Origin of the sequence: Actinoplanes sp. NPDC049548, assembly GCF_040676695.1 — a bacterium.
In the GTDB taxonomy this organism is placed as follows: Bacteria; Actinomycetota; Actinomycetes; order Mycobacteriales; family Micromonosporaceae; genus Actinoplanes.
In genome coordinates this window covers 461,029-479,516 of record NZ_JBFAPM010000003.1, presented here as the reverse complement: position 1 = coordinate 479,516, position 18,488 = coordinate 461,029, and the positions used below count along the sequence as shown (strand labels likewise).

At 70.2% G+C, this 18,488-nt stretch carries 19 protein-coding genes and 1 tRNA gene; 11 read left to right on the top strand and 9 right to left on the bottom strand.

Features of this window, described 5'->3' with window-relative positions:
* Positions 1 to 110 precede the first annotated feature (110 nt).
* From AB0J80_RS09445 to AB0J80_RS09425, 5 genes are all read left to right on the top strand, one after another.
* Positions 111 to 641, top strand: coding sequence for a DUF1269 domain-containing protein (locus AB0J80_RS09445; RefSeq protein WP_364702393.1), 531 nt, complete (start codon positions 111 to 113; stop codon positions 639 to 641).
* 114 nt (positions 642 to 755) lie between these two features.
* Positions 756 to 1,223: a hypothetical protein gene (locus tag AB0J80_RS09440; RefSeq protein WP_364702391.1), complete on the top strand. Its 468-nt coding sequence runs from the start codon at positions 756 to 758 to the stop codon at positions 1,221 to 1,223.
* 17 nt (positions 1,224 to 1,240) lie between these two features.
* Positions 1,241 to 2,191, top strand: a complete 951-nt coding sequence (locus tag AB0J80_RS09435) for a YhjD/YihY/BrkB family envelope integrity protein (RefSeq protein ID WP_364702388.1) — start codon at positions 1,241 to 1,243, stop codon at positions 2,189 to 2,191.
* A 119-nt stretch (positions 2,192 to 2,310) separates the two neighbouring features.
* Positions 2,311 to 4,188 (top strand): glycoside hydrolase family 15 protein, encoded by a 1,878-nt coding sequence (locus tag AB0J80_RS09430; protein ID WP_364702385.1) that lies wholly within the window; start codon positions 2,311 to 2,313, stop codon positions 4,186 to 4,188.
* Entirely contained in the window at positions 4,185 to 4,763 is a 579-nt protein-coding gene (locus AB0J80_RS09425) for an HDIG domain-containing metalloprotein (protein ID WP_364702382.1), read from the top strand. The genes AB0J80_RS09430 and AB0J80_RS09425 overlap by 4 nt, the downstream gene beginning before the upstream one ends.
* A 65-nt stretch (positions 4,764 to 4,828) precedes the next feature.
* Here AB0J80_RS09425 and AB0J80_RS09420 read toward each other — a convergent pair whose 3' ends face one another.
* Together AB0J80_RS09420 and AB0J80_RS09415 are read right to left on the bottom strand one after the other, a co-directional pair.
* Complete coding sequence (locus AB0J80_RS09420; protein ID WP_364702379.1) at positions 4,829 to 4,978, bottom strand: hypothetical protein; 150 nt, start codon at positions 4,976 to 4,978, stop codon at positions 4,829 to 4,831.
* 134 nt (positions 4,979 to 5,112) lie between these two features.
* On the bottom strand, positions 5,113 to 5,319 hold the full coding sequence (locus AB0J80_RS09415) for a hypothetical protein (RefSeq protein WP_364702377.1): 207 nt from the start codon (positions 5,317 to 5,319) through the stop codon (positions 5,113 to 5,115).
* Positions 5,320 to 5,356: 37 nt separating this feature from the next.
* Between AB0J80_RS09415 and AB0J80_RS09410 the strand changes: the two genes are divergently transcribed.
* Entirely contained in the window at positions 5,357 to 6,379 is a 1,023-nt protein-coding gene (locus AB0J80_RS09410; protein ID WP_364702374.1) for a hypothetical protein, read from the top strand.
* On the opposite strand, the gene AB0J80_RS09405 is transcribed toward AB0J80_RS09410, so the two are convergent.
* A complete protein-coding gene (locus AB0J80_RS09405; protein WP_364702372.1) occupies positions 6,376 to 8,013 on the bottom strand; it encodes a diguanylate cyclase in 1,638 nt (545 codons plus the stop codon). The genes AB0J80_RS09410 and AB0J80_RS09405 overlap by 4 nt on opposite strands.
* Before the next feature lie 69 nt (positions 8,014 to 8,082).
* Here AB0J80_RS09405 and AB0J80_RS09400 point away from each other — a divergent pair, with 69 nt between their 5' ends.
* A complete protein-coding gene (locus AB0J80_RS09400) occupies positions 8,083 to 9,282 on the top strand; it encodes a methyl-accepting chemotaxis protein (RefSeq protein WP_364702369.1) in 1,200 nt (399 codons plus the stop codon).
* On the opposite strand, the gene AB0J80_RS09395 is transcribed toward AB0J80_RS09400, so the two are convergent.
* Entirely contained in the window at positions 9,269 to 9,811 is a 543-nt protein-coding gene (locus AB0J80_RS09395) for a GNAT family N-acetyltransferase (RefSeq protein ID WP_364702629.1), read from the bottom strand. The two genes, AB0J80_RS09400 and AB0J80_RS09395, sit on opposite strands and share 14 nt — an antisense overlap.
* Between AB0J80_RS09395 and AB0J80_RS09390 the strand changes: the two genes are divergently transcribed.
* The 3 genes from AB0J80_RS09390 to AB0J80_RS09380 all read left to right on the top strand — a co-directional run bounded on the left by AB0J80_RS09390 (position 9,744) and on the right by AB0J80_RS09380 (position 11,497).
* On the top strand, positions 9,744 to 11,180 hold the full coding sequence (locus AB0J80_RS09390) for an NAD(P)/FAD-dependent oxidoreductase (RefSeq protein WP_364702366.1): 1,437 nt from the start codon (positions 9,744 to 9,746) through the stop codon (positions 11,178 to 11,180). The genes AB0J80_RS09395 and AB0J80_RS09390 overlap by 68 nt on opposite strands.
* Before the next feature lie 30 nt (positions 11,181 to 11,210).
* On the top strand, positions 11,211 to 11,375 hold the full coding sequence (locus AB0J80_RS09385) for a GTPase activator (protein WP_364702364.1): 165 nt from the start codon (positions 11,211 to 11,213) through the stop codon (positions 11,373 to 11,375).
* Between the two features lie 48 nt (positions 11,376 to 11,423).
* A tRNA-Ile gene (locus AB0J80_RS09380) sits at positions 11,424 to 11,497 on the top strand.
* 442 nt (positions 11,498 to 11,939) lie between these two features.
* Here AB0J80_RS09380 and AB0J80_RS09375 read toward each other — a convergent pair.
* From AB0J80_RS09375 to AB0J80_RS09355, 5 genes are all read right to left on the bottom strand, one after another.
* Complete coding sequence (locus AB0J80_RS09375) at positions 11,940 to 12,617, bottom strand: hypothetical protein (RefSeq protein ID WP_364702361.1); 678 nt, start codon at positions 12,615 to 12,617, stop codon at positions 11,940 to 11,942.
* A 179-nt stretch (positions 12,618 to 12,796) separates the two neighbouring features.
* Positions 12,797 to 13,525: an ALF repeat-containing protein gene (locus AB0J80_RS09370; protein WP_364702358.1), complete on the bottom strand. Its 729-nt coding sequence runs from the start codon at positions 13,523 to 13,525 to the stop codon at positions 12,797 to 12,799.
* A gap of 752 nt (positions 13,526 to 14,277) precedes the next feature.
* A complete protein-coding gene (locus tag AB0J80_RS09365) occupies positions 14,278 to 14,943 on the bottom strand; it encodes a hypothetical protein (RefSeq protein ID WP_364702355.1) in 666 nt (221 codons plus the stop codon).
* Between the two features lie 234 nt (positions 14,944 to 15,177).
* Positions 15,178 to 16,049 (bottom strand): IS5 family transposase gene (locus AB0J80_RS09360; RefSeq protein ID WP_364702352.1). Its coding sequence is split into 2 segments (ribosomal slippage): positions 15,178 to 15,702 and positions 15,705 to 16,049, totalling 870 coding nucleotides; the frame shifts between segments, so codons are not numbered across the junction.
* A gap of 182 nt (positions 16,050 to 16,231) precedes the next feature.
* On the bottom strand, positions 16,232 to 16,567 hold the full coding sequence (locus AB0J80_RS09355) for a hypothetical protein (RefSeq protein ID WP_364702350.1): 336 nt from the start codon (positions 16,565 to 16,567) through the stop codon (positions 16,232 to 16,234).
* A 124-nt stretch (positions 16,568 to 16,691) separates the two neighbouring features.
* On the opposite strand from AB0J80_RS09355, the gene AB0J80_RS09350 reads away from it, so the two are divergent.
* Positions 16,692 to 18,329 carry a hypothetical protein gene (locus AB0J80_RS09350; protein ID WP_364702348.1) on the top strand — a complete coding sequence of 546 codons (1,638 nt, stop codon included), beginning with the start codon at positions 16,692 to 16,694 and terminating at the stop codon, positions 18,327 to 18,329.
* The last annotated feature ends 159 nt before the right edge of the window (positions 18,330 to 18,488 follow it).

The following is an 18,488-nucleotide window of genomic DNA, read 5'->3' as shown; positions in this document are numbered from 1 at the left end:
CCACAGCTTCATTCGCGGGGAATGAGGCCGCAAGTCGCGTCGCGTGGCTGACTGGCCTGGACGCCGGGCGGCGAAGGACCGGTTCGGTGCAGAGAGGATGTGTGCGGATCATGGCAACACTCGTCGCCATCGGTTACCCGGACGAGACGACTGCGACTGCTGCGTCGCTGGAGGCTCAGCGGTTGTCCAAGGACCTGATCATTCAGCCCGATGCGATCGCCGCGATCATTCGTGACCGCGAGGGCAAGTTCCATGTCACGACCAACCACCATGCGGTGGGCGGGGGCGCGACGTGGGGGATGTTCTGGGGTTTGCTGTTCGGGATGCTGTTCTTCATCCCGTTCCTGGGCATGGCGGTCGGCGCGGGTCTGGGTGCGCTGATGGGCAAGATGACCAAGGGCGCGATCAACAAGGAGTTCCAGGACCAGGTACGCGACATGTTGAAGCCGGGCACGTCGGCTTTGTTCCTGGTGGTGGAGCACGCGACCCCGGACAAGGCGGTCGAGGCGCTGGCTCGCTACGGCGGCACGGTGCTCAAGTCGTCGTTGCCGAAGGAGACCGAGGCGCAGCTGCAGGAAGCGTTGCACAGCGGGGAGGCGACCGAGCAGATCCGTGAGGAGTCCACGGCGTCCGCCTCGTAGGACGGTCCACCGATGCCGGCTCGCGAAGGTGCGAGCCGGCATCGTGCCATTCGCGGCAGCCGTTCATCCTCCGCAGATGACGTGCGGTCCCGCCGGTGCGCCCACCCTCACGACATGAGAACAGATGTGACCGGTCTGTCCCCGTCGGAGGCGGACCAGCCGTACTCCGGGGTCGAGCACAGCACGGCGACCGGCTGGGTCGCATGGGTACTGCTGGCCGGCATCCTGCTGGTGCTGCTGGGCTCGGTGCACTTCGCCACCGGCCTGATCGCCCTGGCGCGCCCGGAAGTGCTCGCCGGCGACCGCGCCGACATGCTGCTGCCGGTCGGGCTCACCACCATCGCCTGGCTCCACCTGGTGATCGGTGCCCTCGCGGTGGTCGCCGGGGTCGGTCTGATGCGGGGTCTCGGATGGGCGCGGCTCACTGCGACCGTGCTCGCGTGCCTGGCGCTTCTCGCGAACTTCGCGTTCGTCGGCGTTTATCCGGTGTGGTCGACCGTCGCCGCCGTCCTGGCCGTCGTGGTCATCTACGCGATCGTCGGACACGGCGGTGAGGTGGCCGAGGCCTACGCCGGCTCCTGAGGGGGCGGGAGCCCGGCATGGCGCTCGACCGGCTGACCGGTCGGGTGGACCGCCTGCAGCGACGCCACGGCTTCCTCGGCTTCGCGTACGCGGTCGGGCGGAAGTTCGTCGACGACGGTGGTGGGCGCGAGGCGGCGCTCATCACCTACTACGGGTTTCTGAGCATGTTCCCGGTCCTGTTGATCGGCGTGGCCGTCGTCTCCCGGGTGCTCGTACACCACCCCGACGTGCGGCACCGGCTGGTGGCGGCCATCGTGCCGCCCGCGCTGCAGCCCACGGTGGAGAACGCCGCCGCCGCGCTGCCCACGTCGTCCGTGGGACTGGCAGTCGGCCTGGTCGGCCTGCTCTTCTCGGCCACGGGTGTGGTGTTCTCCGCGTACTGCACCCTCAACCACGTCGCCGCGGTGCCGTACCGTGCGCGCACCGGCATGGTCCGTTATCTCCGGATGCTGCTGGTGCTGGTGCTGATCATCGCCGGGGCGGTCGCGGTCGGCGGGCTGACCGTGGCGGCCACCGCGGTCCCCGGTCTGCCGGCCGTCTCGCGGGCGATGGCGGTGCTGGGCTCCGGTGTGCTCGTTCTCGCCGTGCTGCTGCTCGCTGCCCGGCTGCTGCTGGCCTGCCCGGCGCCGCTCCGGGCGCTGTGGCCGGCCGCCGTGCCCGGGGCGATCGCGGTCACCGTCGTGCTGAACGTCGGGGCGGCCGTGCTGCCCGGCCTGGTCCGGCGGGCCGGCGCGGTCTACGGCGGCTTCGCGACCGTCGCCGGCATGTTCACGATGCTGTACGCCCTCAGCCTCGCCCTGGTGTGCTCGGCGGAGATCGCCGCGGTCCGCCGGGCCCGGCTGTGGCCCCGGGCGATCGATCCCCAGCGGCCCACCGCGGCCGACGCCCGCGCACTGGCGCTGCTCGTCCGCGAACAGGAACGCACACCTGTGGACCGGGTCAGCTCGTGGCTGCTGCCGTACCGGTAGCGCTCGCGGGCGGGTGGGTGCGGACATCATCCCCGCCGCATGATGCCCACGCCGGGCGCTGCGGGAATCGTCGGCATGGACCGCCTTGCCCTCCGAACCCGGGAAGGGACGTGGCTACCATGCCCGACTACCCGCTCATCGCCGACCACGGCCTCATCGGTGACCTGCAGACCGCGGCGCTGGTCGCCACGGACGGCAGCGTCGACTGGTTCTGCACACCCCGGTTCGACTCGCCGAGCGTCTTCGGCGCGCTCCTCGACGCGGAGCGGGGCGGGCACCTGCGCATCCGGCCCGCCACCGGCGTCGTCACCACCCGGCAGCTGTACGTCCCCGACACGGCGGTGCTGGTGACCAGGTTCCTGACCGAGGCCGGGGTGGGGGAGATCGTCGACTTCATGCCGATCGAGGCGGCGACGGTCGCCACGACCAGCCGCCGGCTGATCCGCATGGTGCGCTGCGTCCGGGGCGAGATGACCTTCACCGTCGACATCGCGCCGCGCTTCGACTACGGCCGGGAACGGTCCGAGACCCACCTCAGCGACGACGGCGTGGTGTTCGAGGGCGCCCGGAACGCCATGACCGTCTGCCTCATCCGCGAGCCGGAGGACGACCGGATCGCCCGCACGTGGGTCGACGACGACGGCGACGTGCACGGCGAGGTACGGCTCGTGGCGGGGCAGATGCGCGGCCTGTCGGTGCAGACCGGCACGGCGGGGCCGGTGCGCCCGGTGCGGGTGGCCGAGGCGTGGCGGCTGTTCGACGAGACCGTCGACTTCTGGGAGGCCTGGGTGGGCCGGTCGACGTACGCCGGCCGGTGGCGCGAGACTCTGCACCGCTCCGCCATCACGCTCAAGCTCATGACGTACGCGCCGACCGGAGCGCTCGTGGCGGCGCCGACCGCCGCGCTCCCGGAACAGGTCGGCGGTGAGCGGAACTGGGACTATCGCTACACCTGGGTACGCGACGCCTCGTTCTCCGTGTACTCCCTGATCGGCCTGGGCTACACGGAGGAAGCCGCGGCCCTGGGACGCTGGCTGCGCGATCGGGTGGAGGAGCAGGCCGACAAGAACGGCAGCGGCCCGCTGCAGATCATGTACCGGGTGGACGGCTCCAGCGACCTCACCGAGGAGACCCTCGAGCACTGGGCGGGATACCGCGGGTCGGCGCCGGTGCGGATCGGCAACGGCGCGGCGGACCAGCTGCAGCTGGACATCTACGGCGAGGCGCTGGACAGCATCTACGTCGCGGACCGGCACGGGGTCGCCATCGGCCACCAGGGCTGGCTGCGGATCTGCGAGCTGCTCGACTGGGTCAGCGGCAACTGGGACCAGCCCGAGGAGGGCATCTGGGAGACCCGGGGCGGGCGACGGGATTTCACGTACGGGCGCCTGATGTGCTGGGTGGCGCTGGACCGCGGCATCCGGCTGGCCGCCGAGCACGGCCGGCCCGCTCCGCTGCAGCGCTGGCAGACCGAGCGCGACGCCATCTACCGGCAGATCATGGAGCGCGGCTGGAGCCCCACCCGGCGGGCCTTCCGGCAGCACTACGAGACCGACGTGCTGGACTCGGCGCTGCTGCGGATGCCCACGGTCGGCTTCATCACGCCCACCGATCCCATGTGGACCGCGACGTTGCGCGCCATGGACGCCGAGCTGGTCACCGACAGCCTCGTGTACCGCTACGACCCGGCCGCCTCACCCGACGGCCTGCGCGGCTCGGAAGGCACGTTCTCGTTGTGCACCTTCGCCTACGTCACCGCGCTGACCTGCGCGGGTCAGATCGACAAGGCGCGGCTGACGTTCGAGAAGATGCTGACGTACGCCAATCACCTGGGCCTGTTCTCGGAGGAGATCGGACTCACGGGGGAACAGCTCGGCAACTTCCCGCAGGCGTTCACGCACCTGGCGCTCATCGACGCGGCCATCGCCCTGGACCGGGAGCTCGACCGGCACCCGCGGGGTCTGGAGCAGCGCCGTACCGTCATCCCGGTCGGGTGACCGTGGTGAAACGCCAGGCCGAGCGCCTGGCTCGGCAGCTGTTGAGGCGCGATCAGGACCGGCTACGCCACACTGCGGGCGTCGCCGAGCGGGCCGCCGCGCTCGCCGGCCCGCTCGGGGCCGACGCCGAGCTGCTGACCGCGGCCGCATGGCTGCACGACATCGGGTACGCCCCCAGCGTCGCGGTCACCGGATTCCACCCGCTCGACGGTGCCCGGCACCTCTATGGCCTGCGATGGCCGGCGGAGATCGTCGGATTGGTGGCCCAGCACTCGGGTGCGGCCATCGTGGCGGCCGCCGAGGGGCACGCCGCCGCGCTGGCCGCCTTCCCGGTGACCGACATCGGCCTGTACGACGCTCTCACGTACGCCGATCAGACGGTCGGCCCGACCGGCGAGCGAGTCACCTGGCACCAGCGGTACGACGAGATGATGGGTCGACACCGGCCCGACTCGGCGAACGTCCGGGTCGATGCCCTCCGAAGGCCGCATCTCGCGGCCGTGGCGGCCCGCGTCGAACGGCGCCTGGCCGAGGCCGGCGGGGTGCCGGACGGCCGGATCAGTGAGGCGGTCTGACGGCGCTCACGCGGACCAGGGTGCCGGCACCGGCTCCTCCATGGCGAACGTCCGGATCATGGGTCCTACCGCCGCTTGGCCTTCAGCTTCCGGAAACCCTCCGAGACTCTGGCCTGTGTCTTCGGGTCCTTGGCCTTGCGCAGCATCTCCTTCTCGAGGTGCTTCGCCTTCGGCGATTTCGCAGCCTTCTCCAGCCGCCGCATGAGCTTGCCCATGGTGTCCCGTCCTCCTCGTCGCCCGGATCTCCGCACGGCCGGGCCGCAGACACGTCAGAATCCGCCCGGAGCGCGCACCCGCGCGTCATCCAGCCGGGATGACCTGTGAGGACGTGATCGACCCACCATCGTGGTCACGCGTCGCCGCGCCGGATCTGCAGCACGCGAGCGACGTCCGGCTGGCCCGGGTCGTCGGTGATCTCTCGGCCGTCGAGCCAGCAGCCGATCACGTGAGCGAGCTCGCCGGGGTGGCTGAAGTTCATCGCGTGCGCCGCGCCGTCGATCACGGCCACTGTCAGATGCGGGGGAGCCAGCCGGCCGATCGCACGTGCCCGATCCATCTCTGTCGGATGATCCTGCGCGAGGGCGGCCGGCCTAGTGTCGCTGCCACCACTCGAGGTGGAGGAGCTGCGGATGGGATGCGTGCACAGCCATCGACGCGCGGGCGTCGCGGCCGCTCTGGCCGGTCTCCTGCTCATGGCGGGGATGGGACTGACGGCCTGCGACGACGGCGGCGGGAGCTCCGCGAACCGGCCGTCGGCGCGCGCTTCGGAACGCTCTGTCGCGGGCGCCGCCTCCGGCGAGCCGGACGCCACCCGGTCGCCGGCGGCCGGCCGGACCACGAAGCCGGTGGAGACCACCCGTCCCGCCGAGACGACGGAGCCGGCGAAGACCACGCGACCTGCGCGGACCACCGCGGCCGAGACGCCGGAGCCGACCCGTACCACCGGTACCACCACACCGGCCGAAGCCACGACCCGGCCGCCCACCTCGACCGCCGTGGTGGCACCGGGCGCGACCTCGCCGACCCGGACCGCCGCCACCACCGAAACCACCAAGACCACCAAGACCACGCCGACGCCCGCCGGCTCCGCGTCCGCCGCGGCCGCGGCCGCCGAATCGAGGCTTCTCGGGCCGTGGGGGTGGATGCTGCTGCTCGTCGTCATCGCGGCATTGGTCGTCGGAGGGTTCCTGGTCTACCGGTCGCAACGACGGTCGGCATGGGACGTCGAGGCCCGCGCCCTGGGGTCGGAGACCCGCACGGTCACCGGCGTCCGTCTGCCGCCGGTGCTGAGCACGACGACCGTCGGCGAGCGGGGCCTGGCGTGGCCTCCGGTACGGGCGAGCCTCCTTGACCTGCAACAACGGTGGAACGCTCTGATCGAGCGAGCCGCGGGGGAGACGCGACGTGACTGGTCGCTGCGGATCAGCGGTCTGTTGCAGGAGCTGGTCACCGCCGTGGACGCCGAGAACGAGGCGATGGTGGCAGGCCGGGACCGGATGCCGGCGCGGTCGCGGATCCGCCGGGCGGAAGAAGCGCTCATCGCCATACTGACGGGACAACCGCAGCCCGAGCCGCCGACGGCCGGAGAACCCGGGCCGCCCGCGTTCCAGACCTAAGAGGCGGCGGCTACTCCGTCCCGGCCGGCCTCCTTGACCCGGTAGAGCGCCGCATCGGCGAGCCGGAGCATCTCGTCGGGGCTGACCGCCCCGGAGCCGTCGGCCACGCCGATCGAGATGCGCACCGGCAGACCCGGCGTGAGCTCCTCCCACGAGTGCCGGCGTACCGCCTCGAGCAGCCGGTGACAGGCCTGCAGGGCGTTCTCCCGCGAGATGCCGGGCATGATGATCACGAACTCGTCGCCGCCGAGCCGGGCCGGCAGGTCGGTGGTCCGCAGGTGCTCCGCCATCAGCCGGCTCAGCTCCACCAGGACGCGGTCGCCCGTCTCGTGCCCGTATCGGTCGTTGACCGCCTTGAAGCAGTCCACGTCGAAGACCGCCACGGCGAGCGGTGGTGCGCCGTACCGCTGGTGCAGCTTCGCCAGGTCGGTAAGGTGTTCGGTCATCCGCCGGCGGTTCGCGATCCCGGTCAGCGGGTCGGTCCGGCTCAGGTGCAGGACCTCCGCGTTGAGCCGCTGCAGGTCGGCCATCTGCGCGGCCAGCGCCGCCTTGGTCCGCTCCAGCTCGGCGATGATGGCGGCCTGCGTCTCGGCCTGCTCGCGGTAGCGGTCCACCTCGAACCGTACGCGCAGAGCCCGGATCCGGCGGTCATGAGCGCCTCGCGCGGCGGCGTCCGCGAGCTCGCGGCCCCGCAGGAGATGCCCGTACGCCCCGGCATCGTCACCGGTCCTGTGCAGCACCTCCGCCAGCAGCGACTCGGCCAGCGCCCCGAAGCGTGCGGAATGCAGCTCGTCGGCGAGGGCGACCGCGTTCTCCAGCGTGTCGCGCGCCTCCGCCCAGCGCATCGCCGGGGTCAGCACCGTGCGAACCAGCACCAGGAGCCGGTTGACCTCGTACCCCAGGTTCGCGACCGCGCCGTCGGCCAGGCGGTTGTGGTCGCCCGCCCGGTCGAGCCACGCCTCCGCCTCCTCCGGCCGGCCCAGATCGGCCAGCACCTCCGCGTACGCCGTCATCGCCCGCAACGCGTCCAACGGCATTCCGGCGCTGGTGAAGAGCCGCAGCGCGCGCTCGCAGGTCTCGGCGGCGGCGACCGGGTCGCCGTCCTCCCGCTGCCCGTCGGCCACCATGGCGAGCATCGTCGCGGCGCCGCTCTCGTCGCCACAGGCGAGGAACAGCTCGTGAGCCTGTTCCAGCACCTCGCGCGCATGCTGCCGCTCGCCCATCTCGGCCGAGAGGGTGGCGATCAGGCTGAGGACGCGTCCCTCGCCGAAGCGGTCGCCGGCGCCCCGGTAGCAGGCCAGCGCCTCGTGCGCGTGCTCCACCGACTCGGGGATGCAGTCGAGCATGTGCAGGCACATCGCCGCGGTGTGATGCGTCTGCGCGGTCGCGGTCAGGTGGCCGAGCGTCCCCGCCTCGGCGACGAGCTGCAACGCCGTGCCCAGGGCGTCGAGCGGATGCCCCTGCCGGGCGGTGAACTCCGCCACCATCGCCGCACATCGCACCCGGGCGACCTCGTCGCCGATCGCGACGGCACGCTCATGCCCCTCCCGGGCCAGCGAGACCCGGCCCTGCGGATCGCGGACCATCCGGGCCGCGTCGTCGACGAGCGTGGTCAAGTCGGCAGAGGTCTCCACATCCGTCATCATCGGCAGCCGCCCCCGCGCCTGTTCAGCTTTTCGCGACCCCGTGCCGATGGGACCGGTGTGACCTCTCCTGCACCGAACTCCGGCCTCAACCGTGTCTGGCGGCTCTTTCCCAGCCTGCGCGCCCTGCTCATGTTCCTGGCGATCAGCCTCAGCGCCCTCGTCGTGGTCATCCAGACCGTCGCCGCCATGATCTTCACCGCGGACACGCTCACCGACGCGCAGCACGACGCGTTCCTGCGCCGGCAGCTGACCGTGGGTGTCATCTCCGTCCTGCTGGTGTCGCTGGTCGTCTTCTGGGTGTCGTTGAGCGTCACCCGGCCACTGCGCGACACCCTCGCCTTCCTGAACCGCCTCGTGGCCCGCGATCTCAGCAGCCGCATGCCGGTCGACGGGCGTGACGAGGTCGGCCGGATCGCCGAGGGCCTGAACCGGATGACGGACATCCTGGCCGAGGCCGTCGGCGGGATGAACAGGAGTGCGGGCGAGCTGAGCCGCTCCGCCGAGGAGCTCACCGCGGTCAGCCGGGAACTTGGCAGCGAGGCCTCGCACACGTCGGCGCAGGCCGGCACGGTGTCGTCGGCGGCGGGCCAGGTCAGCGGCACGATGCAGACGGTGGCCGCCGGGATCGAGCAGATGAGCGGCAGCATCGGCGAGATCGCCCGCAGCGCCTCCGAGGCCGCCCGGGTCTCCGGCAACGGCGTCACCGTCGCCGCGCACACCAACGAGGTGGTCGTACGGCTGGGGGAGAGCTCGACCGCCATCCACGACGTCGTGCGGACGATCGCCGCGATCGCCGCCCAGACGAACCTGCTGGCGCTCAACGCCACCATCGAGGCCGCCCGGGCCGGAGAGAGCGGCAAGGGCTTCGCGGTCGTCGCGGGCGAGGTCAAGGCGCTCGCCCAGCAGACCGCGGACGCCACCGAGGACATCAGCGGACGCGTCGCCGCCATCCAGGCCGAGAGCGGCGACGCGGTCGAGGCGATCACGAAGATCAACGGCATCATCGCCGAGGTGAGCTCCCTGCAGAACACCATCGCGGCCGCGGTCGAGGAGCAGACGGCGGTGACCGAGGAGATCGGGCGGGGCGTCGCCGACGCGGCGGGCAGCAGCAGAGAGATCGCCCAGGGCGTGACGGGCGTCGCCGGCGCGGCCCGCAACGCGTCGGCGAACGCCGACCGCACCCATCACCTCGCGGCGTCGCTCCGCGACACCTCCCACGACCTGCAGACGCTGGTCGAACGCTTCACCCTGTCGTGACCGCGAGGTCCTTGCGGAAAAGCAGGAACTGACACGGTACGGCCAGCAGCGGCGCGAGCTCGGGGTGGACGTCGGCGACGTCGCCGCTGCCCACGGGCCGGAACCCGAGCCGGGTGTACCAGCCCCGCAGGAACTCCTTGAACGGGTGCGTGCCTTCCAGCGGCACGAGCAGCTCGAGCTGCATGGTCGGCACGCCCCGGCCGCGGGCCCAGTCCTCGGCGAACCGGACCAGCTCCCGGCCGACACCGGTGCCCTTCACGTCGGCGCCGGCGACCAGCATGCCGAGTTCGGCGACGTCGGGGGCCGGCTGCTGCAGGCGTACGAAACCAACGGTCTTGCCGCCCAGCCGGGCCACCGCGACCTGGCCGTCCTCGATGAGCCCGACGATCTCGGCATCGGAGGTCCGAGCGGCACCGTCGCGCCACAGCCCCCGCTCCCCGTCGGCGTAAGCAACGTTGATCATGGCGGTGAGCGTGGCGACCAGCTCGCCGTCGGCGGCACTCGCAGGCGTCAGCATGGTGATCTCCATCGGCACGCGCCCGATTGTGCCCCCTTCCGCTTTCTCCTGCCCCGGACGGCCTCCGCCGTTAGGCTGGGGCCTGCGTTGTTTGTCCTCTTGTGAGGTGCCCGTGTCCCAGCCGGTAGAGGTGGACGTCGTCATCGTGGGCGGCGGTCTCGCCGGGCTCGCCGCTGCCCGGCGCCTGGACCGGGCGGGCGTCGAATGGCTGCTCGTGGAGGCCTCGGACCGCCTCGGCGGCCGCGTCGCCACCGACGTCGTCGACGGCTGGCACCTCGACCGCGGCTTCCAGGTCCTCAACACGGCGTACCCGAGAGTCCCCGCCCTCGTCGACATCGACGCCCTGGACATGCGTTACTTCACCCCCGGCGTCCTGGTACGCCGCGGCGGCCGCCTGCACCGCCTCGAAAACCCGCTCCGCGACCCGATGGCCGCCCCCCAGGCGCTCAACAGCGGCGTCGGCTCCCTCGCCGACCGCCTCAAGTTCGCGGCGCTGGCCACCCGCTGCGCCACGTACGCGCCGGCCCGCCTCCTCGAGGCCCCGGAGATGACGACCCAGGAGGCCCTCCGCAAGGCGGGCCTGTCCCACCGCATCATCGAAGAGGTCCTGCGCCCCTTCCTGTCCGGCGTCTTCGCCGACCGCGCCCTCGACACCTCCAGCCACGTGCTCGCCATGGTGCTGAGATCCTTCGCCCGCGGCCGCATCGGCGTACCGGCGAACGGCATGGCCATGCTCCCCGCGGCGGTCGCCGGCCCCCTGCCGTACCCCCAGCTCCTCGTCAACGCCCGCACCATCTCCGTCGCCCCGGGCCGGGTGATCACCGAAGGCGGCGAGATCCGCTGCCGTGCCGTGGTGGTCGCCACCGACCCGGTCACCGCATCGGAGCTCCTGCCGGCCCTGCCCCGCCCCGACATGCGAGGCCTGACGACGTACTACTTCGGCGCCGACCACGCACCCATCGACGAACCGACCCTCCTCCTCGACGGCGACCGCCGGGAGATCGTGGCGAACACGATCGTCATGTCGAACGCGGCCCCGGAATACGCCCCAGCAGGCAAGTCCCTGATCGCCGCGTCGACGGTAGGAGTGGCGGCCCCGTCGGGAGCGTCGGAGACGGTCATCAGGGTCGAGCTGGCCCGCATGTACGGCGTACCGACCGACGACTGGCAACTCCTGGAAGTGGTGCCGATCCCGCATGCCCTGCCGGCGGCCCCGGTGCCCCAGTCCCGCCTGCGCAAGCCGGTCGACCTCGGGGACGGACTGTTCGTAGCAGGAGACCACCGCGACAGCCCCTCCATCCAGGGCGCGCTCGCGGGAGGCTGGCGCACGGCAGGCGCGGTCCTTGCCTCCTTCGGAGCCCTGGCCGGCGCAGCACGTTGACGATCCGCGGAGACGGGTAAGAGTCGCGGTATGGACGACAACAAGGCACGAGAAGAAGAAGTCCGCCCGGATCCCGGCGACCCGGAAAAGGACCACCCGGCCCAGGAAGCCCACGGCGGCAGCATGGCCCCAGGAATGGTGGACGACACCGGTGAGCAGGTCACGGACGGGCCGCCGGCAGGCGACGAGAGGTAGATCGCTGGCTTGCGTTGGACGGGGCGGGATAGGATCGCCGCCGGTACGGGGGCGGTAGCTCAGTGGGTTAGAGCAGGGGACTCATAATCCCTCGGTCGCGGGTTCGAGTCCCGCCCGCCCCACCTTACTTGCCTGGGAGCGACCCCCAGACCCCACGTTACGGGGTTGCGGTGGGCGGACCCGGCGCGCCTCTGCCCAGAGCCGAGCATCAGCCCGCCGTTCAGCGCCTCTCGTGACGCGGGACGTGACGCAAGCCTTACTTCGTTCCGCGTGGGACGCGACCGGCGGTTTCCCGGCAGCGACGCCCCGAGCACGGGTCGCCTGCGTACCGGGCAGCGCGGGGCTGAGGAACTGGCCGTGGCGCAGCACCATGCCTGCTCCCGAGGCGACCCCCGGAGCCCGACGGTGCGGTGGCCCCCGCTGGCCCGGTGGCTGCCCGGTGCCCGACGTGCGCCTCGCTTCGTTCGGCGGCTGGGTTTCGCGGAACCCCGTGCAGCAGCGAAGAATGCAACGCCCTCTTGGCCAAGCGATACGCCCAGCCCTTCGGACGGCACTGTGGCGCGCTTATGCGCTCCGCCACGGGGCGACGCGGTCGCGGATGCTGTCGAGCACCGTCTCCACCGCCCACGCGGCGGCGGCGGCGATGTCTCGCCCGTTCATACCGAACTCGCGGCGGAACGTCACCCAGTGGTCCCCGGTCGGCCCCTCGTGCAGGAGCAACACATCCACGGGTGGCTTGGTGAGCTTCTCGACGAGACTGAGGAAGTCCGTCTCCGTACGCCGCAGGGGTCGCCCCGGATCGCCGATGATCCCCGAGATTCCGGCGATCGTGATGTCCCCGAAGCTGCGGCGGTCACCGTCCAGCAGAGCGACATGCGGGCCGAGGTCCGCCACCTGCGCAGCGGTTACCTCGTCATGATTTCCGGCCACTCCGTACACCATCGGGCAGCCTGCGGCGGCGAAGGCGAGCCACACGTCGAGGACTGCGCCTGACGCGCCGCGCCGGTCTGCGCCAGGTGCCGAGTAGAGGTCGCCGGTCAGCAGGACGCCGACGCGGTCGGGTGGCGGCAACAATCCGCTCTCCGCCCATACTCCGAGGTAGTCGGCGACGGCGATGCCGAGTAGTCCAGGATCCCCGCCGAGCGGCGAGGCAGCGACCCCTTGAAGGCCCCCGGTGGCAAGCAACGCGTCGCAGCCGAGCGGGAGCTCGTCGACCGGCACCCGGTCGACGTTGAGCTGCACGTTACAAGGGACGCCACCCGGACCGGCCGCCCTGTACGGAACTGTGGCCAGCCGATGCGTTCGCGTGCCGATCAGGCGCATTCGCCGCTACTCCACAACGCTGCGGTAGAGGAGCCGCCTTTGGCGGGAGGTGATCGCGCCCCGCTCTGCGGAGCATGAGCCGGGCGCGATCAGGTCGGCTATGCCACGAAGCGCGAACGGCGGCGTCGTCCGATCAGGTAGCCGGCGCCGCCGAGGATCAGGAGTGCGCCTCCGACGCCGGCCACAGTTCCGATGTCGGAGCCGGTCACGGGCAGCCCACCACCCTCGCCGCCGGAGGTGTCTGTGCCGGCGGAGGAAGTCGGAACGGGTGCGGCGGTCGTCGTGGCGCTCGGCGTGGCGCTCGGCGTGGCCGTGGGTGTGGCGCTCGTCGTCGGTGTGGGCTGAGCTGCGCAGTCGAGCGCACGTGCGGTGTACAAACCCTCGTTCAGGTAAACCAGCAGAGCATCGGTGGTGCCGTCGTCGAGCACCTTCTGCGCGGCCGCCTGCACGTGGGGGCCGGCACCGGTCATCGTCCGGTTGACCGAGATCCGCAGATCCACCGTCCAGGCGTTCTGCAGGTCCTTCTTGAGGAAGGCCCGCAGGTCATCCGCGGAGCCGCGCAGATGGTCCTCCATCGCGCGCGGCAGGACCGGCAACGACTCGGCTCGTGCCTCGGACAGGATCTGGGTGGCAAGAACCTCGATCTCCACATCGGTGGCGGTGTCGAGGTCGATGGTGACCATTGTGCGGATGTCCTTGAAGAGCTTGCGCTCGACCGTCTGGCAGGCCGGGTCAGGCCCGGGCGTTTCGGCTCGTGCCGCCGCCGGCGCCGCGGGAATCAGGAGCACCAGCGCCATCATTACGCCGGCCGAAATCTTTCGTCGCACGTGCGTCTTCCTCCCCGTTCAAAACCAAAGCTTCGAGATACTACCTTCGATGGCCTGATATGCAAGACGGGGAATTTCATCGACTCAGCGTTGGTGTCACCGTTACGGTCTGTGCAGCAGCGAAGTGAAGCAACCGACCGCGCCGCACGGTCCGGACGGGACCAAGTGGCCGTTATTCCGCATCGAAGGATCAGGGGTTCGAGATCCGCTCGCACCCGCGATCGCTGCAATAGTCATCGGCAAGTGGAGCCACTCGGTCATCCCAGTCGAGTTGGCCGAGTAATCCGGCGTAGGTCTTCCGATCAATTCGTCGATGCCTTCACCACCTGCATCACGTTACTCGCTTCACCTGTGGAGCTCTTCCACTTGATCCATCAAAGGCCCAGGAACTGACACGTGGCAAATCCGATCGTTACAGCGGCAGTGAAGGTGGCTCCGCTCGATGCAAGAATCGCTGGAAGTGCGAAGCCTGCTGCTGCGGTCACGATCGCCGCCGTTAGTGCGACCACCAGCGCCGCAAGCATCACGATTCCAAGAAGGAGCGCGCGGCTGTGCCGCTTGCTCGGTTGAGAGGCATGCGGTAAGTGGGGCATGATGCGATATCTTCCTTGAGTACGGTTGCTAACTTCCGGCCTCATCTTTGGTCCCTTGACGACGAAGGCCAGGCGACTCGAATCCGCTCTGTACAGGATGAGGGTCGCGTTACCTCAGTTGGTTGGTGTGCTGGCGATTTGCGACGCTTCCCGCGTCGATCACAGCCCAGGGTGCCGTCGTAGCGGCGATCTGTTTCCCAGATGTCGAGCAAGTTCGGCAGCCCATTCGAGGTCCGTGGTCTGAGACCACTTCTCGTCAACCGTGATCTTTCGAACGGGATCGGGGTGGTCGCAGATGGCCGGCCAGACTTTGGCCGGACGGTAGCTCTTCGACGGCCAGCCATTGGGGAGCCGGAAGTTGTCGGCGAAGCGGACGGAGATCCACGAACGCTGACCGTTGATGACCACAGCAGGGTGCCAGCCGCTGTCCTTTTCCCATACCCAGGCGGGGTCGCCTTCGTCGTAATCGGTGCCGGCTATGTACGCCCCGACGTGTTGCAAGCCGGGGATGTCAGGGGTCGCCCAGCCGGCCACGCCGCCCATGAGGGCGTATTCCGATGGTGTCAGAAAAGGGGCGACTCCGTACGGATTCCAGTTCGGATCGTGCTGAAGGAACCGTATCGATTCTGGCCTTTGCAGGAAGTACGACGGGGTGCCGACTGGAACCTTCCGAGTGCCCTCGTAGTAAGAGAAAGGCGAGCTGGCGGCGACTTTCACGTACAGCTCGTGATGTTGTCCGATGACTCGGCTGGGTGTCCAACCAGAGGCAAGGCGTGCCATGACCTTGTCACCGCGCTGGTAGAAGGTGACGGGCGGAGTGTCCATGGTTCTCCCCAAGGTCTCGATCGGCCCACAGCCAAGTGGGGGTCCTGAGGAGAAAGTAATCCAGTGAGCATTAAACCACAGACTGCAAGTTATAAGCTGCAGAAGTCGGTGTCGTCCTGTCGCGCATCGAGCGACGCGGCGTCGATCGAACGATGCGACGGTCGATCCAAGCAGCCAGGATGCGTCAAAGGCGCCAGCCTCGGCGGCCACGCCACCTAGGGAGTGTTTGGTAAGTCATCGGAGCCACTCGCCGATGGCGGCGATGCGGACGGTGGCGAGGTATCGCACGGCGAGCTTGTCGTAGCGAGTGGCGACGGCTCGGTGCCGCTTGGGCCGGTTGATGCCGCACTCCACCGCGTGGCGCTGCTTGTAGATGTCGCGGTCGAAGGCCGGTGGCCGGCCGCCTGCCGATCCTCGTCGTAGCCGATGGCCGACCTGGTCCGCCGGCTCACCGATCGTCGCCCGGATCCCTCGTCGGCGTAGTTCAGCACGATTGCCGCGCGAGCTGTAAGCCTTATCGGCAAGCACTCGATCCGGTCGGGTCCTGGCCCGGCCGGGCCCACACCGCGGCACCCGGATACCGGCCAGGACCGCGGTGAAGTGCGGGCTGTCGCCGGCTTGCCCGGCAGTGACGAGCATCGACAGCGGGCGCTGGCCTTGCTCGCAGGCCAGATGCAGTTTCGTGCTCAGCCCGCCGCGTGACCGGCCGAGGGCGTGGTCGTTGGGTTCGGTGTCCACTCCACCCGGCGGATGTTTCTGATCGTCCCCCTTTTGCGGGCACCGGCGGCGTGCTGATGCGCCCGGCATACCGTCGAGTCGACTGACACGTCCCAGGTGATGATCTGTTCGGCGTCCGCCGCCGCTTGCAGCCGGGTCAGGATCTCGGCCCACACGCCGTCGCGTTGCCACTGCCGAAACAGCCCATATGCGGTCTCCCACGGCCCGTAGCGTTCGGGCATGTCCCGCCACGGCGACCCTGTACGGACCCGCCATCGGATCGCGTTGATCACTGTCCGCCGGTCTCGCGGCGGGCGCCCCATCCGCACCTCGGGCAGAACCGCCTCGAGCTTGGCCCATTGATCATTCGTCAGGTCACCACGCGCCACGCATGCTCAACGAACGATCAACATTTCAAACACTCCCTAGCTGCCTCGCGAACCCGAGACGCGGATCGCCGGCGGACTACCGAGTGCGGTGTCCAGGCGGTTCGCATGGTGCAACGTTCGGCAGCAACCGGTACACGGCGCTTCCTCCGGCCCGGCGACCTTCACCTGCGGGAGAACGTCCGTCAGCCTGGTGGCCGTCCAGCGTGGTCGCAGGAGATGCCTTCGAGCAGCGTTCCCTCGGCGTGGACCTTGGCGGCTCCGGGCTGGCTGTCGTCCTTCTTGGCGTGCACCTCGAGGCGTGCGCGTACCTCGCGGCCCTCGCAGCGGTCCCAGAGCAGGAAGCCGTCGTTGGGCAGCGTGAGGATCTTCGACTCCAGCGTGAAGTCGCCGATCTCGTCGGTGCTGTCGTCGTCCTTGATGTGCATCGTGCGGTTGACGTGCAGCTCGTTGTGGTACGTCGCTGCCTGCGCCGTGGCGCCGGCCGCGCCCACCAGGGTGGCCGTGGTCGTGAATGCCACGGCGGCCGCTGTGAGGGCCCGCGAACCAGAGCATGATCGTCGGGCCCGGTCGCTTCCACGGTCCCATCGATGCACTTTTCATTGATGGATTGACGCATTTGACAGTGAGCCTATAGTCCTGATCATGTCGGTCATGGGCCTGCTCGCGCGGCCGTCCAGCTCATCGACCGGCCGGTCCCGGAAAGTGCCCGCCGTGGCGGTCGTCCTCGGCGTTTCGATCGTGGCGGCGGCCGCGTTTCTGCTGGCGCCGCCGATGGGCATCGACCTTGCCGCGCAGGTCGCGCACGCCGACTTCTGGAGTCGTCACGGGGCCGCGGTCATCGACTTCGGGTGGTACGGCGGCACGTCGCCGTACGGGTACAGCCTGCTGACGCCCGCGCTGATGGCCTGGCTCGGTGGTGGTACGGCCGGGGCCGAGGCGTTGGGGGCGCTGGCGGCGACCGTCGCCTCGGTGGTGCTGACGCTGCTGCTCGTGCGTACCGATGCTCGGCGTCCTCTTGTGGCCGGTCTGCTCGGGGCGCTGGGGATTTTCGGCAACATCGTCTCGGGGCGGGTGACCTTCACGGTCGGGCTGGCGTTCGGGTTGGCGGCGTTGCTGGCTCTGACGGATGACCGGCCGTGGGTACGGCGAGGTGGCGGCGTGGCTGCCGGTGTCGTCGCGGCGTGCACGAGTCCGGTGGCGGGCCTGTTCCTGGGGCTGGCCGGGACGGCGTTGCTGCTCTCCGGCGGGCGGCGGCGGGTCGACGGGTTGCTGCTGGCCGTCGCCGCGGGCGTGCCGACGGTGGTGATGGGGGTTCTGTTCGGGACCGGTGGGCCGATGAACACCATCGACTCCGACACCCTGCGGTCGTTCACCGTGAGCGTGCTCGTCGCCGTCCTGGTGCCGCACCGGCCCGTGCGGATCGGAGCGCTGCTCAGTGCCGGTGGGGTGCTTGCGGCCGCCGTGCTGACCACGCCGGTGGGGCTCAATGCCGGGCGGTTGTCGGCGACGTTCGCGCTTGCGACGATCGCCGGCTACGCCGTCGTGCCGGCGCGTCTGCGTGTGCCGGAGGCGTGGCGGCGGCCTGTGCCACGGCTGGCGGTTCTGGCGGCGTTGCTTGCCGGTGTCGCCCTGTGGCAGCACCCGGTGGCGGTCCTGGAGTTGCGCGGGGCGGGGAATCCCACCGCTTCGCCCGGGTACTTCCGGCCGCTGCTCGATGAGCTTGCGCGCCGCGAACCGGCCGGGCGGATCGAGGTGGTGCCGACCGTCAACTACTGGGAGGCGGCGTACGTGCCGGGGGTCGTACCGTTGGCGCGCGGATGGCTCCGGCAGGCCGACACCGACCGCAACCCGGTCTTCTTCGAAGGCCGGCTGACCGCGTCCGGCTACGAACGCTGGCTGCGCGACACCGGTGTCAGCCTGGTCGCGCTCGCCGACGCGCCGGCGGCTTCGGTGGCACGGCAAGAGGCGAAGCTGGTACGGGCGAAGCCGCCGTACCTCCGCAAGGTGTGGCGCGGCGGGCATTGGACCCTCTACGAGGTGCTCGGTAAGCCGTCGGTCGTCGCCGGCGCCCAGCTGGTGTCGTCGACCGATGGCGGCGTGGTCGTCGATGTGGCCGTTCCCGGAGCGGTGCAGGTCCGTGTGCGGTGGTCGCGGTGGCTCGCTCTCGAGGGTCCCGCCGGTTGCCTCGAGCCGGCGGCAGGTGGCTGGACGACGATCCGGGCCGCGGAACCCGGCCGGTACACGGTGACCGGGTCGCTGGTTCCTCGTTCCGCCTGCTGAAGTACCCGAATCCGGGCCAACCGCCGACCGTCCGCAAAGCATCGATGCATTTATCCGAACAGATGCTTGTGAAGATCATCGTCCGCTCGCTATGTTCTCGCCGCCATCTCTAGCTGACGGGGGAACCATGCGAGGTAGGCGAAGCCTGCTTTTCGTTCG

Excerpts from the sequence above, each read along its gene's own strand:
- AB0J80_RS09445 (WP_364702393.1), top strand. The coding sequence starts at position 111 with ATGGCAACACTCGTCGCCATCGGTTACCCGGACGAGACGACTGCGACT.
- AB0J80_RS09440 (WP_364702391.1), top strand. The coding sequence starts at position 756 with ATGAGAACAGATGTGACCGGTCTGTCCCCGTCGGAGGCGGACCAGCCG.
- AB0J80_RS09435 (WP_364702388.1), top strand. The coding sequence starts at position 1,241 with ATGGCGCTCGACCGGCTGACCGGTCGGGTGGACCGCCTGCAGCGACGC.
- AB0J80_RS09430 (WP_364702385.1), top strand. The coding sequence starts at position 2,311 with ATGCCCGACTACCCGCTCATCGCCGACCACGGCCTCATCGGTGACCTG.
- AB0J80_RS09420 (WP_364702379.1), bottom strand. The coding sequence starts at position 4,978 with ATGGGCAAGCTCATGCGGCGGCTGGAGAAGGCTGCGAAATCGCCGAAG.
- AB0J80_RS09415 (WP_364702377.1), bottom strand. The coding sequence starts at position 5,319 with ATGGATCGGGCACGTGCGATCGGCCGGCTGGCTCCCCCGCATCTGACA.
- AB0J80_RS09390 (WP_364702366.1), top strand. The coding sequence starts at position 9,744 with ATGGCGGTGAGCGTGGCGACCAGCTCGCCGTCGGCGGCACTCGCAGGC.
- AB0J80_RS09395 (WP_364702629.1), bottom strand. The coding sequence starts at position 9,811 with ATGGAGATCACCATGCTGACGCCTGCGAGTGCCGCCGACGGCGAGCTG.
- AB0J80_RS09385 (WP_364702364.1), top strand. The coding sequence starts at position 11,211 with ATGGACGACAACAAGGCACGAGAAGAAGAAGTCCGCCCGGATCCCGGC.
- AB0J80_RS09365 (WP_364702355.1), bottom strand. The coding sequence starts at position 14,943 with ATGGACACTCCGCCCGTCACCTTCTACCAGCGCGGTGACAAGGTCATG.
- AB0J80_RS09350 (WP_364702348.1), top strand. The coding sequence starts at position 16,692 with ATGTCGGTCATGGGCCTGCTCGCGCGGCCGTCCAGCTCATCGACCGGC.